Origin of the sequence: Streptomyces sp. P13-3-3, assembly GCF_050571355.1 — a bacterium.
Lineage (GTDB): Bacteria > Actinomycetota > Actinomycetes > Streptomycetales > Streptomycetaceae > Streptomyces > Streptomyces althioticus.
On the sequence record NZ_CP192228.1, the window covers coordinates 4,949,127 to 4,966,907 of the forward strand.

Below are 17,781 nucleotides of genomic sequence, written 5' to 3' on the forward strand. Positions count from 1 at the left end.
CAGGGCTGTAAGCCCGAGGCATCGGGGCGGCACGGCGTCATGACAAGGCTCCTGAGCCGCGCCCGGGGCCGTGTCGGCAGCCCTCGTCCGCCGAGGAGACAGCGGGGCGCCAGAGGCGCCCTCAGGCAGCACAGGACCCCGGAACCGGCGCAGGGGTTCCGGGGTCCGGTCAGGGGGCGGGGAGGGCCGAAGGGGTGGCCCGGCGTCCCGCCGGGGTCAGACGCGGCGGAGGACGGCCACCACCTTGCCGAGGATCGTCGCGTCGTCGCCGGGGATCGGCTCGTAGGCCGCGTTGTGCGGGAGCAGCCACACATGGCCGTCCTCCCGCTTGAACCGCTTCACGGTCGCCTCGCCATCGAGCATCGCCGCCACGATGTCGCCGTTCTCGGCGACCGGCTGGCGGCGGACCGTGACCCAGTCGCCGTCGCAGATCGCGGCCTCGATCATCGAGTCACCCACGACCTTCAGCACGAACAGCTCACCGTCACCGACGAGCTGCCGGGGCAGCGGGAAGACGTCCTCGACGGACTCCTCCGCGAGGATCGGGCCACCGGCGGCGATCCGGCCGACCAGCGGCACGTAGGACGCGGCGGGCTTGCCGGCGGTGTCCGTCGGCTGCACGGACGCGGCCTGGTCGGACCCCCGCACCTCGTACGCGCGCGGACGGTGCGGGTCACGGCGCAGGAAACCCTTGCGCTCCAGCGCCATGAGCTGGTGCGCGACGGAGGAGGTGCTGGAGAGCCCGACCGCCTGGCCGATCTCCCGCATCGACGGCGGGTACCCGCGCCGCTGCACCGAGTCCCTGATGACCTCGATGACCCGGCGTTGGCGGTCGGTGAGTCCGGAGCTGTCCGCCCGGATGCCGGGAGGTCGGCCCGGCAGGGAGCGCTTGTGCGCCTCGGGATGCGTGGCTTCGTTCATCGCATGCACCGGCTCGATGCGGCCCTGGGAGCGGTCCTGGGCAGTGATGGCGGCACTGTCTGCGGTGGTGGTCACGGTCGGCCCCTCTCGATGGTCTCCCTGCAGCACAACGGTAGATGCTTTCGAAAGGTTGCGCCAAACACACGTTCGAGTGAAAAATCGCGAATTGCGGCACGCGCTCTTTCGCCGAGGTGTATTGGTCGCCGCACTTCCTGCCGGACAAACGGGCCATTTGTTGTACTCTTCACCGCCGAGGTCTCCGCCGGGGCGGCGGCCTCGCGGCGCGCGGACTCAGTCTGCCATCGTGGGCTCCCGCGCGCGTGAAGCGGCCCCGCCCTCTTCCGGAGCGGCACGCCCCCTCCCCGTCTCCGGCACGTCTTCTCCGCAACGGGCGGGAGCCATCGGAGTCCACCCGTGCGCGGCCCGCCGGCCTCGCCGCGGGCATGGCTCCAGGGGCGTTTTCCCCCTCTGGCGCGCGACACGCGTATCAGCCTCGATGTATGAGCCAATCCCCACATGTAGTGGTTGGATTGCGGCAGCAGCCCAGAAGTTGTGGTCCCCCCGGTCTCCGGAGGCTCCGCGATCGCCTATGCTGGTGCTGCTTCGTGAGGCCCCTGAGGCCTGGCGAGGTCATTGAGTCTGCTGTGAGGAGGGTTGGGAATCATGCACTGCCCCTTCTGCAGGCACCCCGACAGCCGTGTCGTCGACAGCCGTACGACCGACGACGGCACGTCGATCCGCCGGCGCCGCCAGTGCCCGGACTGCTCCCGTCGTTTCACGACCGTGGAGACGTGTTCGCTCATGGTGGTCAAGCGGTCGGGAGTCACCGAGCCGTTCAGCCGCACCAAGATCATCAACGGTGTGCGCAAGGCGTGCCAGGGACGGCCCGTCACGGAGGACGCCCTCGCCCAGCTCGGCCAGCGGGTCGAGGAAGCGGTGCGGGCCACCGGGAGTGCCGAGCTGACCACCCACGACGTGGGGCTGGCCATACTCGGCCCGTTGCAGGAACTCGACCTCGTGGCCTACCTGCGGTTCGCGTCCGTCTACCGGGCGTTCGACTCGCTGGAGGACTTCGAGGCCGCGATCGCGGAACTCCGGCGGGTGGAGCGGCCCGCCGAGGGCGACGGGGGCGGCGACGGGGCCGCCCCGGGGAGCCAGGAAGACGACAGCGGGCAGGAGGGGACCGTGCAGGTCCCCGCGCCCGCTCCCGCCGCCGGCTGAGCGGCGGTCCGGCCCCGGACGCGAGGGTCCGGGGACCGGTTCGGCCGGCGACGCAGAAGACCTGTTGCGGGCAGGCGAGTGGGTGCCCGCAGCATCAGACAGAACACCGTGCCACGGGAACATCGGGGCACTTCAGGGCGTTTTCGCCCGTATCAGGGAGGCGGCATGACAGAGACGGCGAGCGGTCCGGCACGTAGTTCCCGAGCCAAGGCGAGCAAGGCCGGCAAGGGACTGCGGGTCGAGCGCATTCACACCACCCCGGGGGTCCACCCGTACGACGAGGTGGCCTGGGAGCGCCGTGACGTCGTCATGACCAACTGGCGCGACGGCTCGGTCAACTTCGAGCAGCGCGGCGTGGAGTTCCCCGACTTCTGGTCGGTGAACGCGGTCAACATCGTCACCAGCAAGTACTTCCGGGGCGCCGTCGGCACCCCGCAGCGCGAGACCAGCCTCAAGCAGCTGATCGACCGCATCGTGAAGACGTACCGGAAGGCCGGCGAGGACAACAAGTACTTCGCCTCGCCCGCCGACGCCGAGATCTTCGAGCACGAGCTGGCCTACGCCCTCCTGCACCAGATCTTCAGCTTCAACAGCCCCGTGTGGTTCAACGTGGGCACGCCCCAGCCGCAGCAGGTCAGCGCCTGCTTCATCCTGTCCGTCGACGACTCCATGGAGTCGATCCTCGACTGGTACAAGGAAGAGGGCATGATCTTCAAGGGCGGCTCCGGCGCCGGCCTGAACCTCTCCCGCATCCGCTCCTCCAAGGAGCTGCTCTCCTCCGGCGGCAACGCCTCCGGCCCCGTCTCCTTCATGCGCGGCGCCGACGCCTCCGCCGGCACCATCAAGTCCGGCGGCGCCACCCGCCGCGCGGCGAAGATGGTCGTGCTCGACGTCGACCACCCCGACATCGAGGACTTCGTCGAGACGAAGGTCAAGGAGGAGGAGAAGATCCGCGTCCTGCGCGACGCGGGCTTCGACATGGACCTGGGCGGCGACGACATCGCCTCCGTCCAGTACCAGAACGCCAACAACTCCGTGCGCGTCAACGACGAGTTCATGGAGGCTGTCGAGAAGGGCGGCAAGTTCGGCCTGCGTGCCCGCATGACCGGCGAGGTCATCGAGGAGGTCGACGCCAAGTCGCTCTTCCGCAAGATCGCCGAGGCCGCGTGGGCCTGCGCCGACCCGGGCATCCAGTACGACGGCGTCATCAACCACTGGCACACCTGCCCCGAGTCCGGCCGGATCACCGCGTCGAACCCGTGCAGCGAGTACATGCACCTGGACAACACGTCCTGCAACCTGGCCTCGCTGAACCTGATGAAGTTCCTCAAGGACGACGGCAAGGGCAACCAGTCGTTCCAGACCGAGCGCTTCCAGAAGGTCGTCGAGCTGGTCATCACCGCGATGGACATCTCGATCTGCTTCGCGGACTTCCCGACCGAGAAGATCGGTGAGAACACCCGCGCCTTCCGCCAGCTCGGCATCGGCTACGCCAACCTCGGCGCCCTGCTGATGGCCACCGGCCACGCCTACGACTCCGACGGCGGCCGCGCCCTCGCCGGGTCCATCACCTCCCTGATGACCGGCACCGCCTACCGCCGCTCCGCCGAGCTCGCCGCGATCGTCGGCCCGTACGACGGCTACGCCCGCAACGCCGACGCCCACAAGCGCGTCATGAAGCAGCACGCCGACGCCAACGGCACCGCCACGCGCATGGACGACCTGGACACCCCGGTGTGGGCCGCCGCCACCGAGGCCTGGCAGGACGTCCTGCGCCTCGGCGAGAAGAACGGCTTCCGCAACGCCCAGGCGTCGGTGCTCGCCCCGACCGGCACCATCGGCCTGGCGATGTCCTGCGACACCACCGGTGTCGAGCCCGACCTCGCCCTGGTCAAGTTCAAGAAGCTGGTCGGCGGCGGCTCGATGCAGATCGTCAACGGCACCGTCCCGCAGGCCCTGCGCCGCCTGGGCTACCAGGAGGAGCAGATCGAGGCGATCGTCGCCCACATCGCCGAGAACGGCAATGTGATCGACGCCCCCGGCCTCAAGACCGAGCACTACGAGGTGTTCGACTGCGCCATGGGCGAGCGCGCCATCTCCCCGATGGGCCACGTCCGCATGATGGCCGCGATCCAGCCGTGGATCTCCGGCGCCATCTCCAAGACGGTCAACATGCCGGAGACGGCGACCGTCGAGGAGGTCGAGGAGATCTACTTCGAGGCCTGGAAGCTGGGCGTCAAGGCGCTCGCCATCTACCGCGACAACTGCAAGGTCGGCCAGCCCCTCTCCGCCAAGACCAAGGAGAAGGAGAAGGCCGAGGTCACGGAGAAGGCCGAGGAGACGATCCGCGCCGCGGTCGAGAAGGTCGTCGAGTACCGCCCGGTCCGCAAGCGCCTCCCGAAGGGCCGTCCCGGCATCACCACCTCCTTCACGGTGGGCGGCGCCGAGGGCTACATGACCGCCAACTCCTACCCGGACGACGGTCTCGGCGAGGTCTTCCTGAAGATGTCGAAGCAGGGCTCGACGCTCGCGGGCATGATGGACGCCTTCTCCATCGCCGTCTCGGTGGGCCTCCAGTACGGCGTGCCGCTGGAGACGTACGTCTCGAAGTTCACCAACATGCGCTTCGAGCCGGCCGGCATGACGGACGACCCGGACGTGCGGATGGCGCAGTCGATCGTCGACTACATCTTCCGCCGCCTGGCGCTGGACTTCCTGCCGTTCGAGACGCGCTCCGCGCTCGGCATCCACTCCGCCGAGGAGCGTCAGCGTCACCTGGAGACCGGCTCCTACGAGCCGACCGACGACGAGGTCGACGTCGAGGGCCTGGCCCAGTCGGCGCCGCGCGCCCAGGAGCTGAAGGCGGTCTCCACGCCGAAGGCCGAGACCGAGGCGGCCAAGCCCGCCCCGAAGCAGGCCCACACCAGCGCCGAGCTGGTGGAGATGCAGCTGGGCATCCAGGCCGACGCCCCGCTGTGCTTCTCCTGCGGCACGAAGATGCAGCGCGCCGGCTCCTGCTACATCTGCGAGGGCTGCGGCTCCACCAGCGGCTGCAGCTGACGCCGACCCGTCCGGGCACTGCCCGGCGGTGAGACGGTGAGGGCGGTGGTACCGGGACACCGGTGCCACCGCCCTCGGGCGTTCCGCGCTGCTGTCCGTGACCCTCGGCGGGCGTTCCTCCGGCGTCAGGACCGGCGGGCCGCGCCCATCGCGCGCGTGAAGTCCACCGGGTCGTCGTCGAAGCCGTGCACGCCCGCCCGGAACTCCCAGGGGCCCGAGCCCTCACGGACGAACTCCGCGACCGTGGCCGCCGTCGCTCCCGGAACCCCGCCGAAGTCGTCCTCCGCCAGCACGTCGTAGCCCTCGCGGATGCGCAGCCCCGGGCCGCGCACCCCGGAGAACGTCCGCGGCGCCTGCTGTTGCTGGATGACGACCCCGACCACCACGCGCGCGTAGCGCGGATCCAGGCGGTCCAGCTCCAGCGTCATGACCTCGTCGTAGCCGAAGCCCTTGCCGTCCTGGCTGTCCCGGTCGAGTGTGATGGTGCCGTCGGGGGAGCGGCTGTCGAAGTGCACCACGTAGGCGGGGTCCCCGTACGGGGCGTCCGCCAGGTAGGGCGCGGCGACCAGATCGAGGTCGGTGGAGGGTTCCCCCGACGGACTCGGATCCCACCGCAGCGCGATCTCGACCTTGCGGATCCCCTTGCTGAGGCCGTTCACCCGTTGTCCCCTTCCTCGTGACCGTCCTGCCGGCGCACCCCAACTACCGCGAAACCACGGCAGTTTGTCCATCCTGCCACGCATGTGCCCCCGGGCGCCGGTACGCAGTCCCCGCGAGGGCGACCGGGGTCGTGCTCCCTGGCCTTACGATGGCGCGGTGCTGGTCAAGTGGATTCGCTGCACCGTGGTGGACCGTCGGGGGTTCGAGCGGGGGCAGCGGAAGTGGGCGGGGCTTCTGGGGGAGCCGGGGTTTCGCGCGCAGGGTGGAGGCTGGAGCCGGGGGCGGCAGGACGTGGCGCACATCTTCTCCTTCTGGGAGAGCCGCGCCTTCTACGACTCCTTCATGGCCCGCTCCCACGACCGGCTGGCCTCCTCCCAGGCAGGCACCTTCAAGAACGCCCAGGTCAGACTGTTCGACCACCGCTTCGACGTGAAGACCGGCTTCGAGCCGCGCTTCACCGACGCCGACCTGATCCGGGTCGCGCTGTGCCGGGTCCACGAGGAGCGCGCCGAGCACTTCGTGCTGATGCAGGAGAAGGTGTGGAACCCGGCCATGGCCGGCTCGCCCGGCATGGTGCGAGGGCTGTTCGGCGAGGCGCCGGGCAACGAGTACCTCGTCCTCTCGATGTGGCGGTCCGCCGCCGAACACGGCAAGTACCGGACCGAACGTGTGGAGCGACTGGCGCTGCGGGCGCAGACCGAGGCGGACGTCGCGGCCCTCGCGGGCGACATCGTCGACATGGAGTTCGCCTGGACGGTGTGAGCGGGTTTCCGTGGCCCGGCGCGGCGAACCGGTGTGACAAATGCCGTACGGAACCCGCACGAGTGCCCGAAGCGCGCTCACCCGATCTAGGGTTTTGGCATGGCACGACCACGGCGCATCGTCCTTGTCCGGCACGGTGAATCAACGGGCAATGTTGACGACACCGTCTATGAGCGCGAACCCGACCACGCCCTCGGCCTCACCGGGCGGGGCAGGAAGCAGGCCGAGGCGACGGGCGAGCGGCTCCGCGACCTCTTCGGCCAGGAGCGGGTCAGCGTCTACGTGTCCCCGTACCGGCGGACGCTCGAGACCCTGCACGCCTTCCACCTCGACCCGGACCTGATACGCGTCCGCGAGGAGCCCCGCCTGCGCGAACAGGACTGGGGCAACTGGCAGGACCGCGAGGACGTCCGCCTCCAGAAGGCCTACCGGGACGCCTACGGCCACTTCTTCTACCGCTTCGCCCAGGGCGAGTCCGGCGCCGACGTCTACGACCGCGTCGGCGGCTTCCTGGAGAGCCTGTTCCGCAGTTTCGAGGCCCCGGACCACCCGCCGAACGTCCTCATCGTCACCCACGGCCTGGCCATGCGGCTGTTCTGCATGCGGTGGTTCCACTGGACCGTGGCGGAGTTCGAGTCGCTGTCCAACCCGGGGAACGCCGAGGTGAGAATGCTCGTCCTGGGTGAGAACGGGAAGTACGCGCTCGACAAGCCTTTCGAACGCTGGCGCGAGCCGGAGCGTTACCCGATCACCGGACAGAGGGAATGTACTGGAGTCGGCGAGAACCGGATGGGAGAGTTGCGAGGCGATGACCACTGATCATTCCCCGGAGGCGCGGCTGCGGCGCGCGCTGGCGAGCCTGCGCGGCCTGTCGGTGGGGGATGCGCTCGGCTCGCAGTTCTTCGTGCCGGTGAACTACCCGCTGCTCAAGCGCCGCGAACTGCCCGAGAGCCCCTGGCAGTGGACCGACGACACCGAGATGGCGTGCTCCGTCGTCACCGTCCTGGCCACGCACCACCGCATCGACCAGGACGCCCTGGCCCACTCCTTCGCCCACCACCACGACTTCGACCGGGGCTACGGCCCCGCCGTCAACCGGCTGCTGCGCCTGGTCCGCGAGGGCGGCGACTGGCGCGAACTGGCCGCCGCGCTGTTCAACGGCCAGGGGTCGTGGGGCAACGGCGCCGCCATGCGCATCGCGCCCCTGGGCGCCTGGTACGCGGACGATCCCGAGCAGGCCACCCACCAGGCGGAGATCTCCGCCTACCCCACGCACCAGCACCGCGAGGCCGTGGTCGGCGCCATGGCTGTCGCCGCGGCGGCCGCCCTCGCCGCCGCGCCGGACGGGCCGCCCGCCGCCGAAAACCTCCTCGACGGGGTCGTCGCGCTGATTCCCGCACGCAGTGCGGTCGGCGCGGGGCTGCGCCGGGCGCGCGACATGCTCGACTACGGTGACGCGGCCACCGTCGCGGCCGTCCTCGGCTGCGGCCGGCGTACGACGGCACACGACACCGTGCCCTTCGCGCTCTGGTCCGCCGCCCGCTCCCTGGGCGACTACGAGCACGCCTTCTGGACGACCGCGCAGGTGGGCGGGGATGTCGACACCACCTGCGCCATCGTCGGCGGAGTGGTCGCGGCCGGGTCGGCGGGGGCGCCGCCGGAGGAGTGGGCGCAGCGCGTGGAGCCGTTGCCGGAGTGGGTGACGCGGTCGGTCGCGGTCTGAGGGCGCGGTGTGAGGCGTCCTCGCCGGTGCGACCTGTCGGAACCTCTCGTCTCGGAACTCTCCGTGCGTGGCGGGAACTCTGTGTGACCGTCCGGTCGTTGTCGGTGTGTCGGCTGCGGTCGGTGCGAGGTGCTGATGGTCTCGTGCGGTTCCGCGGAGGCTGACACGTGTAGGCGCGGGTTGCGGGTCGCCGGGTGCGAGTTACGGGGGATGGGGTGCGGGATGGCCGTGTGGACGGGGGTGCTGATCGTGCTGTGCACCGTGCTGCTGTCGTACGCGCGCCGCCGGCCCGGCGTCGCCCGGCCGACCCCCGTGAAGTCGGCCGGTGCGTCGCCGGGCCGGGCGCGTGCGGTGTTCCTCTCAGCCGATGCCGGGCCCTGCCGTGCCGGACAGGGCCTCCAGGTCGCTCTTGCGGACCCGGATGACGAACCAGGCGACCGCCAGGGCCAGCACCGCCATCGCCGCCGCCGGGATGAACGCCGCGGAGATGCCCTGCGCGAGCACCTCGTGTCCCCACGGCGCCGGAAGCTGCTGCGTCCGGGCGAATTCCGCCTTCTGCTCCGCCGTCCCGTCAGCGAGGAAGCCGGGCACCTGCTTCTCCGCCTCGTTCCGGCTGGCCGTGCCGAACACCGTGGTGAGCAGCGCCAGGCCCACCGATCCGCCGACCTGCTGCATGGCGTTGAGCAGGCCGGAGGCGGCGCCGGCCTCGTGCTGGGCGACGCCGGAGACCGCGGTGAGCGTCAGCGTCACGAAGTTCAGGCCCATGCCGAAGCCGAAGACCAGCATCGGCCCGAGGATCCCGCCGACGTAGGAGCTGTCGGAGTCGATCAGCGTCTGCCAGGCCAGCCCCAGCGCGGCCAGAGTCGAACCGGTGATCATGAAGGGTTTGGGGCCGAACACCGGCAGGAGCCGCTGCGAGATCCCCGCCCCGGCGGCGATCACGAACGTCACCGGCAGGAAGGCGAGACCCGCCTCGATCGGGGTGTAGCCGAGGACGTTCTGCACGAAGAGAACGATGTAGAAGAACATGCCGAACATCGCCGCGGCGAGGCTGAGCATGATCAGATACGTGCCCGAGCGGTTGCGGTCGGCGAACATCCGCAGCGGCGTGATGGGTTCCTTGGCGCGCGACTCGATCAGCGCGAAGCCCGCCAGCAGGATCGTCGAGGCGACGAAGGAGCCGATGGTGACGGTGTCGCTCCAGCCCTCCTCGGCCGCGCGGATGAAGCCGTAGACGAGCGTGGCCATACCGGCCGTGGAGGTCACCGCACCGGCGATGTCGAAGCGCCCGGTGTGCCGTTCGGACTCGTTGATGTACATCGGCGTGAGGACGGCGATCAGCAGGCCGATGGGCACGTTGACGAAGAGCACCCACCGCCAGTCGAGCCACTCGGTGAGCATGCCGCCCGCGAGCAGTCCGATGGCGCCGCCGCCCGCCGAGACCGCGGCGAAGACGCCGAAGGCACGGTTGCGTTCGGGGCCCTCCGGGAACGTGGTGGTGATGAGCGCCAGCGACGTCGGCGAGGCGATCGCGCCGCCCACGCCCTGCAGGACACGCGCAGCGAGCAGCTGCCACGGTTCCTGGGCGAACCCGCCGAGCAGGGAGGCCGCGGTGAACAGCAGGATGCCGGTCATGAAGACGCGGCGCCGGCCCAGGATGTCGCCGGCCCGGCCGCCGAGGAGCAGCAGACCGCCGAAGGTGAGGGTGTAGGCGCTGACCACCCAGGTGAGATCGGTGGTGCTGAACTGCAGGGCATTCTGGATGTGCGGGAGCGCGATGTTCACAATCGTCGCGTCGAGTACGACCATGAGTTGACAGGCCGCGATGACGGCGAGGGCGATGCCGGGACGCCCTGGCCGGCGAGCCGCACCCGGCTTTGGATCCTGGAGCAAAGGAGAGGTGGTCACGATGGGTCCCCCACGGAAGAGTTAGTGAACGAGCGCGTTCACTGTTGCGTCAACGGTAGGAGCCCTCGACAGTGAACGCAAGCGTTCACTGAATGGCCGTCGTGTCGGCGTGTCCCCCTAGGCGCCGTACGGCGGGTGCTTCATCCCCGAATGCCCGCTTCCTCTGCTCGTTGGAGAGAGTTAGATGGTTACTTCGAGCTGGGTCGCCGCCCAGGCTCAGACGGCCGCCTCCCGCCGCCGCGGCGCCGTGCTGGAACGCGCGATCCTCGAGGCCGCGCTGGAGCAGCTCAGCACGGTCGGCTGGAACGGCCTGACGATGGAGGGCGTCGCCGCGGGCGCCCAGACGGGAAAGGCGGCCGTCTACCGGCGCTGGCCCTCCAAGGAGGACCTCGTCGCCGACGCCCTGCGCGCCGCGCTGCCCGACTTCCACGAGGCGCCGGACCTGGGAAGCGTGCGCGAGGACCTGCTGGAGCTGTGCCGCAGGGCCCGGGATGCCATGTTCTCCACGCCGGGATTCGCCTTGCGCGCGGTCATTCACGAGTGCGACAGCACCGAGGTGGAACGCTTCCAGTCGGTGATCCTCAACGGTGTCGTGGAGCCGACCCTCACGATGCTCCGTAAGGTGGTCGAGCGCGGTATCGAGCGGGGAGAAGTGCGCCCCGACGCGGCCAACGGGTACGTCTTCGACGCCATCCCGGCGATGATGATGTACCGATCGAAGATGTGCGGCAGCGAATGGTCGGACGTCGATCTGGAGCAGATGATCGACCAGTTGATGGTTCCGCTGCTGCGCCCGCACGCCTCCTGATCACAAGGCGGTGACGGTGGTGACCGTACTCGGGGAACCGGGGTGTCGGACCCCGGACCGGGCGGCGTACGCTAAGGGCGCCATGCCGTACGAACCACCTACTCACACCGTCGAGCGCTCACTCCGCGCCACGACCGGAGCGAAGATCGTTGCAGGTGTCGACGAGGTGGGGCGTGGTGCGTGGGCCGGCCCGGTCACCGTCTGCGCGGCGATCACCGGACTGCGCCGGCCCCCCGAGGGACTCACCGACTCCAAGCTCCTCACCGTCAAGCGCCGCACCGAACTCGCCGAGACGCTGCGGAGCTGGGTCACGTCCTACGCCCTGGGCCACGCCTCGCCCGAGGAGATCGACGACCTCGGGATGACCGCCGCGCTCCGGCTGGCGGCCGTCCGCGCCCTGGAGGGCCTGCCCGTCCGGCCCGACGCGGTCATCCTCGACGGCAAGCACGACTACCTCGGCTCGCCCTGGCGGGTTCGCACGGTCATCAAGGGCGACCAGTCGTGCGTGGCCGTGGCGGCGGCGTCGGTCATCGCCAAGGTCCAGCGCGACAAAATGATGGCCGAACTGGGCGCCGACCATGCAGACTTCGGTTTCGCGGACAACGCCGGGTATCCGTCCCCCGTGCACCGGGCCGCGCTGGAGGTCCGGGGACCCACCCCGTTCCACCGGATGTCGTGGGCGTATCTTGATGCGCTGCCCCAGTGGCGGCACCTCAAGAAGGCCCGCGCCTGGGCGGAAGCGCGCGTCCCGGAGATCGAAGGCCAACTCGGCTTCGACTTCTGACCGCACGCTCGCACTGATGTGCCACCCGGCGACGCCGGCCGTGCCACCGTTTGATAAAAATCAGCTCATGCCTCTCATTCCCGAGGAGCCTCAGATTCACGAGAGTGCCCAGGGTCCCCGCGCCACGCCGGCCAGTGGCCGCACCGCGCCGACCCCCCGCCCCGTACCCGGTCCCCGCCCCGCGGCTCCGTCGCGTCCCGGTCGTCCCGGCCCGCCGCGGCCGGCGCCTCCGGCCCAGCGCACTTCGCGTGACGCGGCCCCCGCTGCCAAGCCCAGCCCTTCGGCTGCGCCCGCCGCCGCCGACGGCCCGCAGATCCAGCTGATCCCGGCCTCCGTCGAAGGGGCGCTCGACGCCGCCGAGGAAGCCGTCGACCTGCTCCTGGACTCCGGCCGTGCCCCCGGCGACGTGCTGGTGATCACCACCGGTGAACAGCACCCGTGGGCCACCCACGAACTGTCCTTCGGCGACGCGTCCTACTGGGCGCAGCACGACGCCGGCGACGACGTCTTCTACGCGGACGCCCAGGTGGCGGACCGTGCCAAGAAGCGTCCCGTCGTGGTGGTCGCCGTCAACGGAGGTCCCGAGTCCGTGACCGCCACCGCCCTGAAGGCGGCCCACTCCCGGGCCGGCGCGCTGCTGATCGTCTGCGGGGACCCGCAGCGCATCAACGCCGTTCTGGGCGCCGGGGTCTGAGCCGACGCCACGGCGTCGTCACCCACTCGGTCGGGGCAGCATGCTCGCGTGAACGCCGGCGGTCGCGGTGCCTCCACGCTTCCGCGCCGTCGGCCGGTCGGGAGTGCCCGGGGTCGGTCATGCGTCCAGGGGCGGGCGAGACGCTTCGCACTGCGGTGCGGCGTGCGGCTTCCCGCGGGCGCGGCCCGCGGGTTTTCGGCGTGCGGCTTCCGAACCCCGGGGACGGCTCCACGGTGCCTCGGGCAACGCGGCCGCGGCGCACCCCGTGTTGCTGGACGCCGTGCGCGCGGGTGACGCGAGCCGCGGTTTCCGAGGGGCGGCCGACTCCCGCGGTCTGAGACGTCCACGACCGCCGTTCCGTGGGAGCGCAACGGGGCATGCCGATGCCACCGGCCCGCGCCGTGGACGCGCGCGGTCGTCGGCGCGTGGGGGGGCGAACGACTCGACGTCAGCGGGCCGCCGCGCGCCGCAGCACGTCCGACGCGGCCCCGCCGGTGCGCGGGATCCGCGGCGGCGCCTCGGACATGGCGACCGGCTCCGGCTCCGAGCCGGCGCTGGGGTGACGGCCGCCCCGGCCCTCACCCAGGACCTGCCAGCCGTCACGGGTCAGCGTGATGTACGCACCGCAGCGCAGCCCGTGCAGGGTGCAGGCGTCCCGCAGCCCCCACATCCAGGCTCCGTCCTCCTCCGTCCAGCGGGCGTCGCCCTCACGGCAGTAGAGCAGGACGGCGGTGCGCACCGGGGTGCGGCGCCGCAGGTCGTGCGGGATGACCCGGCGCAGCTGGGCCAGCAGTGCGTTGCGGTACATCCAGCCGTCGGCGGAGGCGGAGCGCCGGGTGAACGACGCGCTCGCCCGCAGGCGTTCGTCCGGATCGAGCACGGCGACGACCGCGGTCGCCGGGCCGGGACGGTGCCGGGCGTGCAGCCCGCTGACGACCTCGCGCGGACTGCGCAGCAGCGGGATGCCCGCGGCCGCCCACTCCGCAGGCTCGAGCACACGGTTGGCGGATGCGGCGGACGTCGACAGCGAAGCCGCCGAGGACGGAGCGAATCCGAAGGTCACGGTCCTCCCTTCGGCTACGCCCACACTGCGGGCGGGTCGGATTCGGGGGAGCGCGCACGCAACAGAGCCCAACCTGGTCGGCGGGCAAGCCGTGCGGGTGCGTCCTTCAATTCTTCCTGTCGAACTTGGATGCGGCAACGAGCAATTGGGGCAGGGGACCGTTATCGGATGATCCGCGGCTAATATCCCCACCCACCGAATCCGGGCTTCCGCTCAGCCCTGTACGGCCAGTACCAGCGGCAGCACTCCCTGCGCACCCGCACGCCACAACAGCCGTGCCGCCACGGCGAGTGTCCAGCCCGTCTCGGTGTAATCGTCCACCAGAAGCACCGGTCCTCCGGCCCGCGCGAGTGCCTCCGTGAGCTCCGGCGGGACGGTCAGCGCACCGGCGAGCGCCTTGAGCCGCTGCGCGCTGTTGCTGCGGGGGAGCTGATGCTGCTCGCCCGTGCTCTCCACCGTCCCGAGCAGCGGCAGCCTTCCCGTCTCCGCGATGTGCGCCCCGAGCGACCGGACGAGCTGCGGCCGCGTGCGTGAGGCGACGGTCACCACCCCGACCGGCCGGGGCTGCGCGTCGTCCACCCCCGCCGCCCAACCTCCCGGCCCCTTGGCCCAGTCGGCGAGCACGCCCACCGCGGCCCGGGCGACGTCCTCGGGCACGGGCCCGTCCGGCGCCTGCGGTGCGAGCAGCGGACGCAGCCGGTTGCCCCAGCCGATGTCCGACAGCCGGCCGAGGGCCCGCCCCTGAGCGGCCTGCTCACCGGCCGGGATACGGCCCTTCAGGTCCACGCCGATCGCGGGGAGTCCGGTGGGCCACATGCGACGTGGCTCCACCTCGACGCCGGCCCGGCCGAGGTCGGCGCGGGCCGCGTCGAGCGCCACGGCGGAGGCGTCGGCCGTGTAGCGGGCGCCCGCGCAGTTGTCGCAGCGGCCGCAGGGCTTGGCGCCCTCGTCGTCCAACTGCCGCTGCAGGAACTCCATACGGCAGTCCGTCGTCGACACGTAGTCGCGCATCGCCTGCTGCTCGGCCGCACGCTGACGCGCCACCCACGCGTACCGCTCGGCGTCGTACGACCAGGGTCGGCCGGTCGCGATCCAGCCACCCTTGACCCGCTTCACCGCCCCGTCCACATCGAGCACCTTCAGCATGGTTTCCAGGCGGGAGCGGCGCAGCTCGACGAGCGGTTCGAGCGCGGGGAGGGACAAGGGGCGTTCCGAGCGTGCGAGCACGTCGAGTGTGCGGCGCACCGTCTCCTCCGGGGGGAAGGCGAGGGAGGCGAAGTACTCCCAGATCGCCTCGTCCTCCTTGCCCGGCAGGAGCAGCACCTCGGCGTGCCGGACACCGCGGCCCGCGCGGCCGACCTGCTGGTAGTAGGAGATGGGCGACGACGGCGACCCCAGGTGGACCACGAAGCCCAGGTCGGGCTTGTCGAACCCCATGCCGAGGGCGGACGTGGCGACGAGCGCCTTCACCCTGTTGGCCAGCAGGTCCTCCTCGGCCTGCTGCCGGTCGGCGTTCTCCGTCCGCCCGGTGTACGAGGCGACCACATGCCCGCGCCGGCGCAGGAACGCGGTGACCTCCTCGGCCACGGCCACCGTCAGTGTGTAGATGATGCCCGATCCGGGGAGCTGGTCCAGGTGGTCGGCGAGCCAGGCCATGCGGTGCGCCGCGTCCGGCAGGCGCAGCACGCTCAGACTGAGGCTCTCCCGGTCCAGCGGGCCCCGCAGCACGAGCGCGTCCGAGGAGCCGCCCGTGCCGAGCTGCTCGGCGACGTCGGCGGTCACCCGGGCGTTGGCCGTGGCGGTGGTGGCGAGGACGGGCACCCCCTCCGGCAGGTCGCTCAGCATCGTGCGCAGCCGCCGGTAGTCCGGGCGGAAGTCGTGGCCCCAGTCGGAGATGCAGTGCGCCTCGTCCACCACGAGTAGACCGGTCGCGGCGGCCAGCCGGGGCAGCACCTGGTCGCGGAAGTCCGGGTTGTTCAGCCGCTCGGGACTGACCAGCAGCACATCCACGTCACCCGCCTCGATCTCCGCCCGGATGGCGTCCCACTCCTCGCTGTTGGAGGAGTTGATGGTCCGGGCACGGACCCCGGCGCGGGCCGCGGCCTCGACCTGGTTGCGCATGAGCGCGAGGAGCGGAGAGACGATCACGGTCGGTCCGCTGCCCTGGGCCCGCAGCAGCGCGGTCGCCACGAAGTACACCGCGGACTTGCCCCAGCCCGTGCGCTGGACGACGAGGGCGCGGCGCTTCTCCGCGACCAGCGCCTCGATCGCCCGCCACTGGTCGTCGCGCAGCCGTGCGGTGCCCGTGTCGTCGCCGACGAGACGGGCGAGCACCTCGTCGGCGGCCGTCCGGAGATCCGTGTTGCTCGTGTGCTCCATGGGTCCCATACAACAGGACGGCGCCGACATCGGCTCAAGGCTGTGGACGAAGGCGGTCTGCCGCGACGAGGGTGACATGGACCTGATCCGAGTTGTCCACAGGTGAACCGGAATGTCGCAATCTGCGAGAAGGTCGCGGCATGACGAACCACAACGGGACGACCGGTCCCTCCGACAACAGTGACATCCCGATCCACGGCGGACCCGACGCGGTGGCCCCGAGCCCGGAAGTGACCGCGGCCGCCGGCCCAGGGACGACCGCGCCGGTGGACCGGGGTGACCGCCCTCAGCTCCCGCCGGACGTGACCTGCACCGCGTACGAGAGCCACGGCGACCCGCAGCAGGTGACGCTGCGCACCCCGGCCGAGCTCGCCGACGCCGTGCCCTACCTCCTCGGGTACCGCCCGGAGGACAGCATGGTCCTCGTCTCCCTGCACGACACCGGGGATCGGGGCAGGTTCGGCGGCCGGGCCCGGCTCGGCATCCCCGCCGACCCCGGAGACTGGCCCTCGGCCGCCCGCCAGCTCGCCCAGGGCCTGGTGACCGGCTGCGAGCGCCGGGGCTCCCGGCCCGAGCAGATGGTCGTCTTCCTGTGCCAGGAACCCGCACAGGGCGAGACCGGCCGGCAGGTCAAGGAGCGGCTGGGACCGCTCGCCCACGCCCTGCGGCTGGAGTGCGGAGCCCTGGACGTTCCCGTGGTCGAAGCCCTCTGCGTCTCCGACGGCCGCTTCTGGTCGTACTGCTGCGACGACCCGGCCTGCTGCCCGGCCGAAGGGACGCCGATGGGACTGCCGGGCACGTCCGTACTGGCCGCCGCGGCCGCCTACGCCGGGCTCCAGGTCCGAGGCTCCCTCCGCGAGCTGCACGCCCGCCTCCAGCCCTGGGAGACATCCGCCGCCCACGACCAGCGCCGCGCACTGGACGAGACCGCGCTGAAGCTGCTGCCCCGGATCGTCGACGCGGAGGACCGGAAGGCCGTCGCCGACGAGACGATGGAACTGGCCGAGCGCCTCCTGCGCCGCCTCGCCGACGCGCCGGCCGTCTCCGGCACACTCCCGGCGGACCTGCGCGACGACGAACTGGTCGGGTACGACGAGGCGGCCATGGTCCTCCACGGCCTCCAGGACCGCACCACCCGCGACCGCGCCGCCGCGTGGATGGAGGGCGACGAAGCGGCCCCTGCCCTCCGCCTGTGGCGCACCTTGGCACGCCGCTGTGTCGGCCCGTACGGGGAGTACGCCGCGGCGCCCCTCACCCTCGCCGGATGGGTCGCGTGGTCCTCCGGCGACGAACTGGAAGCCCGGGAGGCACTCGCCATGGCCCTCGGGGCGGACCCGGACTACCTCTTCGCGCGGCTGCTGCACCAGGCGTGCAACGAGGGGCTCGACCCGGAGTCGATCCGCCGCTGCCTGCGGGGTGAGGAGGAGGACGAGGACGGCGACCCGTCCGAGGGGGGCGAGGCGCCTGGGCACGGCGCGGGCGAGGCGCCGGGGCGGGACGCGTGCCAGGCGCCCGGCCGCGATGCGGGGGCCGCGTCCCGAAGGCGCCGGATGCGGGCGGCCGGACGCCTGGGGCGGTCCGCCCCCCGGGGAGGCGCCGTGACCGGACGGGTGCCGCGCCCCCGTATGTCACTGGGCGCGGCCCGGCCCAAGGGCGGCGCCCACCCCGGCGCGGCGAGCCGGCGAGGGCACCGTCAGCAGGGTGCGCACTCGACGCCCCGTGGGGAGGAGGCGGAGGAGTAGGGGAGAGGCCTGGACGGAGGAGCAGGGGAGACGCCTGGGCAGGAGCGGATCGGACG

Annotated in this window: 14 protein-coding genes; 9 read left to right on the top strand and 5 right to left on the bottom strand. The window is 71.5% G+C overall.

All coding sequences use genetic code 11. The features are described 5' to 3' along the window. Positions 1–216: 216 nt before the first annotated feature. On the bottom strand, positions 217–996 hold the full coding sequence (gene lexA, locus ACQZOG_RS22625; RefSeq protein WP_033277001.1) for a transcriptional repressor LexA: 780 nt from the start codon (positions 994–996) through the stop codon (positions 217–219). Between the two features lie 588 nt (positions 997–1,584). Between lexA and nrdR the strand changes: the two genes are divergently transcribed. Continuing rightward, positions 1,585–2,142: a transcriptional regulator NrdR gene (nrdR, locus tag ACQZOG_RS22630; protein ID WP_033277000.1), complete on the top strand. Its 558-nt coding sequence runs from the start codon at positions 1,585–1,587 to the stop codon at positions 2,140–2,142. A 165-nt stretch (positions 2,143–2,307) separates the two neighbouring features. Next, entirely contained in the window at positions 2,308–5,202 is a 2,895-nt protein-coding gene (locus ACQZOG_RS22635; protein ID WP_037642006.1) for a vitamin B12-dependent ribonucleotide reductase, read from the top strand. A 125-nt stretch (positions 5,203–5,327) separates the two neighbouring features. On the opposite strand, the gene ACQZOG_RS22640 is transcribed toward ACQZOG_RS22635, so the two are convergent. Further along, positions 5,328–5,861 carry a TerD family protein gene (locus ACQZOG_RS22640; protein ID WP_033276998.1) on the bottom strand — a complete coding sequence of 178 codons (534 nt, stop codon included), beginning with the start codon at positions 5,859–5,861 and terminating at the stop codon, positions 5,328–5,330. Between the two features lie 157 nt (positions 5,862–6,018). Here ACQZOG_RS22640 and ACQZOG_RS22645 point away from each other — a divergent pair, with 157 nt between their 5' ends. The 3 genes from ACQZOG_RS22645 (at position 6,019) to ACQZOG_RS22655 (ending at position 8,347) form a co-directional block, all read left to right on the top strand. Next, positions 6,019–6,624 (top strand): YdbC family protein, encoded by a 606-nt coding sequence (locus tag ACQZOG_RS22645; RefSeq protein ID WP_359597673.1) that lies wholly within the window; start codon positions 6,019–6,021, stop codon positions 6,622–6,624. Between the two features lie 99 nt (positions 6,625–6,723). Further along, on the top strand, positions 6,724–7,443 hold the full coding sequence (locus ACQZOG_RS22650) for a histidine phosphatase family protein (protein ID WP_359597674.1): 720 nt from the start codon (positions 6,724–6,726) through the stop codon (positions 7,441–7,443). Next, entirely contained in the window at positions 7,433–8,347 is a 915-nt protein-coding gene (locus ACQZOG_RS22655) for an ADP-ribosylglycohydrolase family protein (protein WP_058917084.1), read from the top strand. Before ACQZOG_RS22650 ends, ACQZOG_RS22655 begins: the two co-directional genes overlap by 11 nt. Positions 8,348–8,707: 360 nt before the next feature. On the opposite strand, the gene ACQZOG_RS22660 is transcribed toward ACQZOG_RS22655, so the two are convergent. Continuing rightward, entirely contained in the window at positions 8,708–10,255 is a 1,548-nt protein-coding gene (locus ACQZOG_RS22660; RefSeq protein WP_354794005.1) for an MFS transporter, read from the bottom strand. A gap of 184 nt (positions 10,256–10,439) precedes the next feature. Here ACQZOG_RS22660 and ACQZOG_RS22665 point away from each other — a divergent pair, with 184 nt between their 5' ends. The 3 genes from ACQZOG_RS22665 (at position 10,440) to ACQZOG_RS22675 (ending at position 12,541) form a co-directional block, all read left to right on the top strand. Next, the gene (locus ACQZOG_RS22665) at positions 10,440–11,063 is read left to right on the top strand and encodes a TetR/AcrR family transcriptional regulator (protein ID WP_193468772.1); all 624 of its coding nucleotides are present in this window, start codon (positions 10,440–10,442) and stop codon (positions 11,061–11,063) included. A gap of 82 nt (positions 11,064–11,145) precedes the next feature. Beyond that, positions 11,146–11,847 (top strand): ribonuclease HII, encoded by a 702-nt coding sequence (locus tag ACQZOG_RS22670; protein ID WP_033276993.1) that lies wholly within the window; start codon positions 11,146–11,148, stop codon positions 11,845–11,847. A 67-nt stretch (positions 11,848–11,914) separates the two neighbouring features. Next, on the top strand, positions 11,915–12,541 hold the full coding sequence (locus ACQZOG_RS22675) for a hypothetical protein (protein ID WP_033276992.1): 627 nt from the start codon (positions 11,915–11,917) through the stop codon (positions 12,539–12,541). 448 nt (positions 12,542–12,989) lie between these two features. On the opposite strand, the gene ACQZOG_RS22680 is transcribed toward ACQZOG_RS22675, so the two are convergent. After that, positions 12,990–13,604: a hypothetical protein gene (locus ACQZOG_RS22680; RefSeq protein ID WP_037642016.1), complete on the bottom strand. Its 615-nt coding sequence runs from the start codon at positions 13,602–13,604 to the stop codon at positions 12,990–12,992. 213 nt (positions 13,605–13,817) lie between these two features. Next, positions 13,818–15,983 carry a RecQ family ATP-dependent DNA helicase gene (locus ACQZOG_RS22685; RefSeq protein ID WP_397665990.1) on the bottom strand — a complete coding sequence of 722 codons (2,166 nt, stop codon included), beginning with the start codon at positions 15,981–15,983 and terminating at the stop codon, positions 13,818–13,820. A gap of 140 nt (positions 15,984–16,123) precedes the next feature. Between ACQZOG_RS22685 and ACQZOG_RS22690 the strand changes: the two genes are divergently transcribed. Then, on the top strand, positions 16,124–17,725 hold the full coding sequence (locus tag ACQZOG_RS22690; protein ID WP_430741752.1) for a DUF4192 domain-containing protein: 1,602 nt from the start codon (positions 16,124–16,126) through the stop codon (positions 17,723–17,725). The last annotated feature ends 56 nt before the right edge of the window (positions 17,726–17,781 follow it).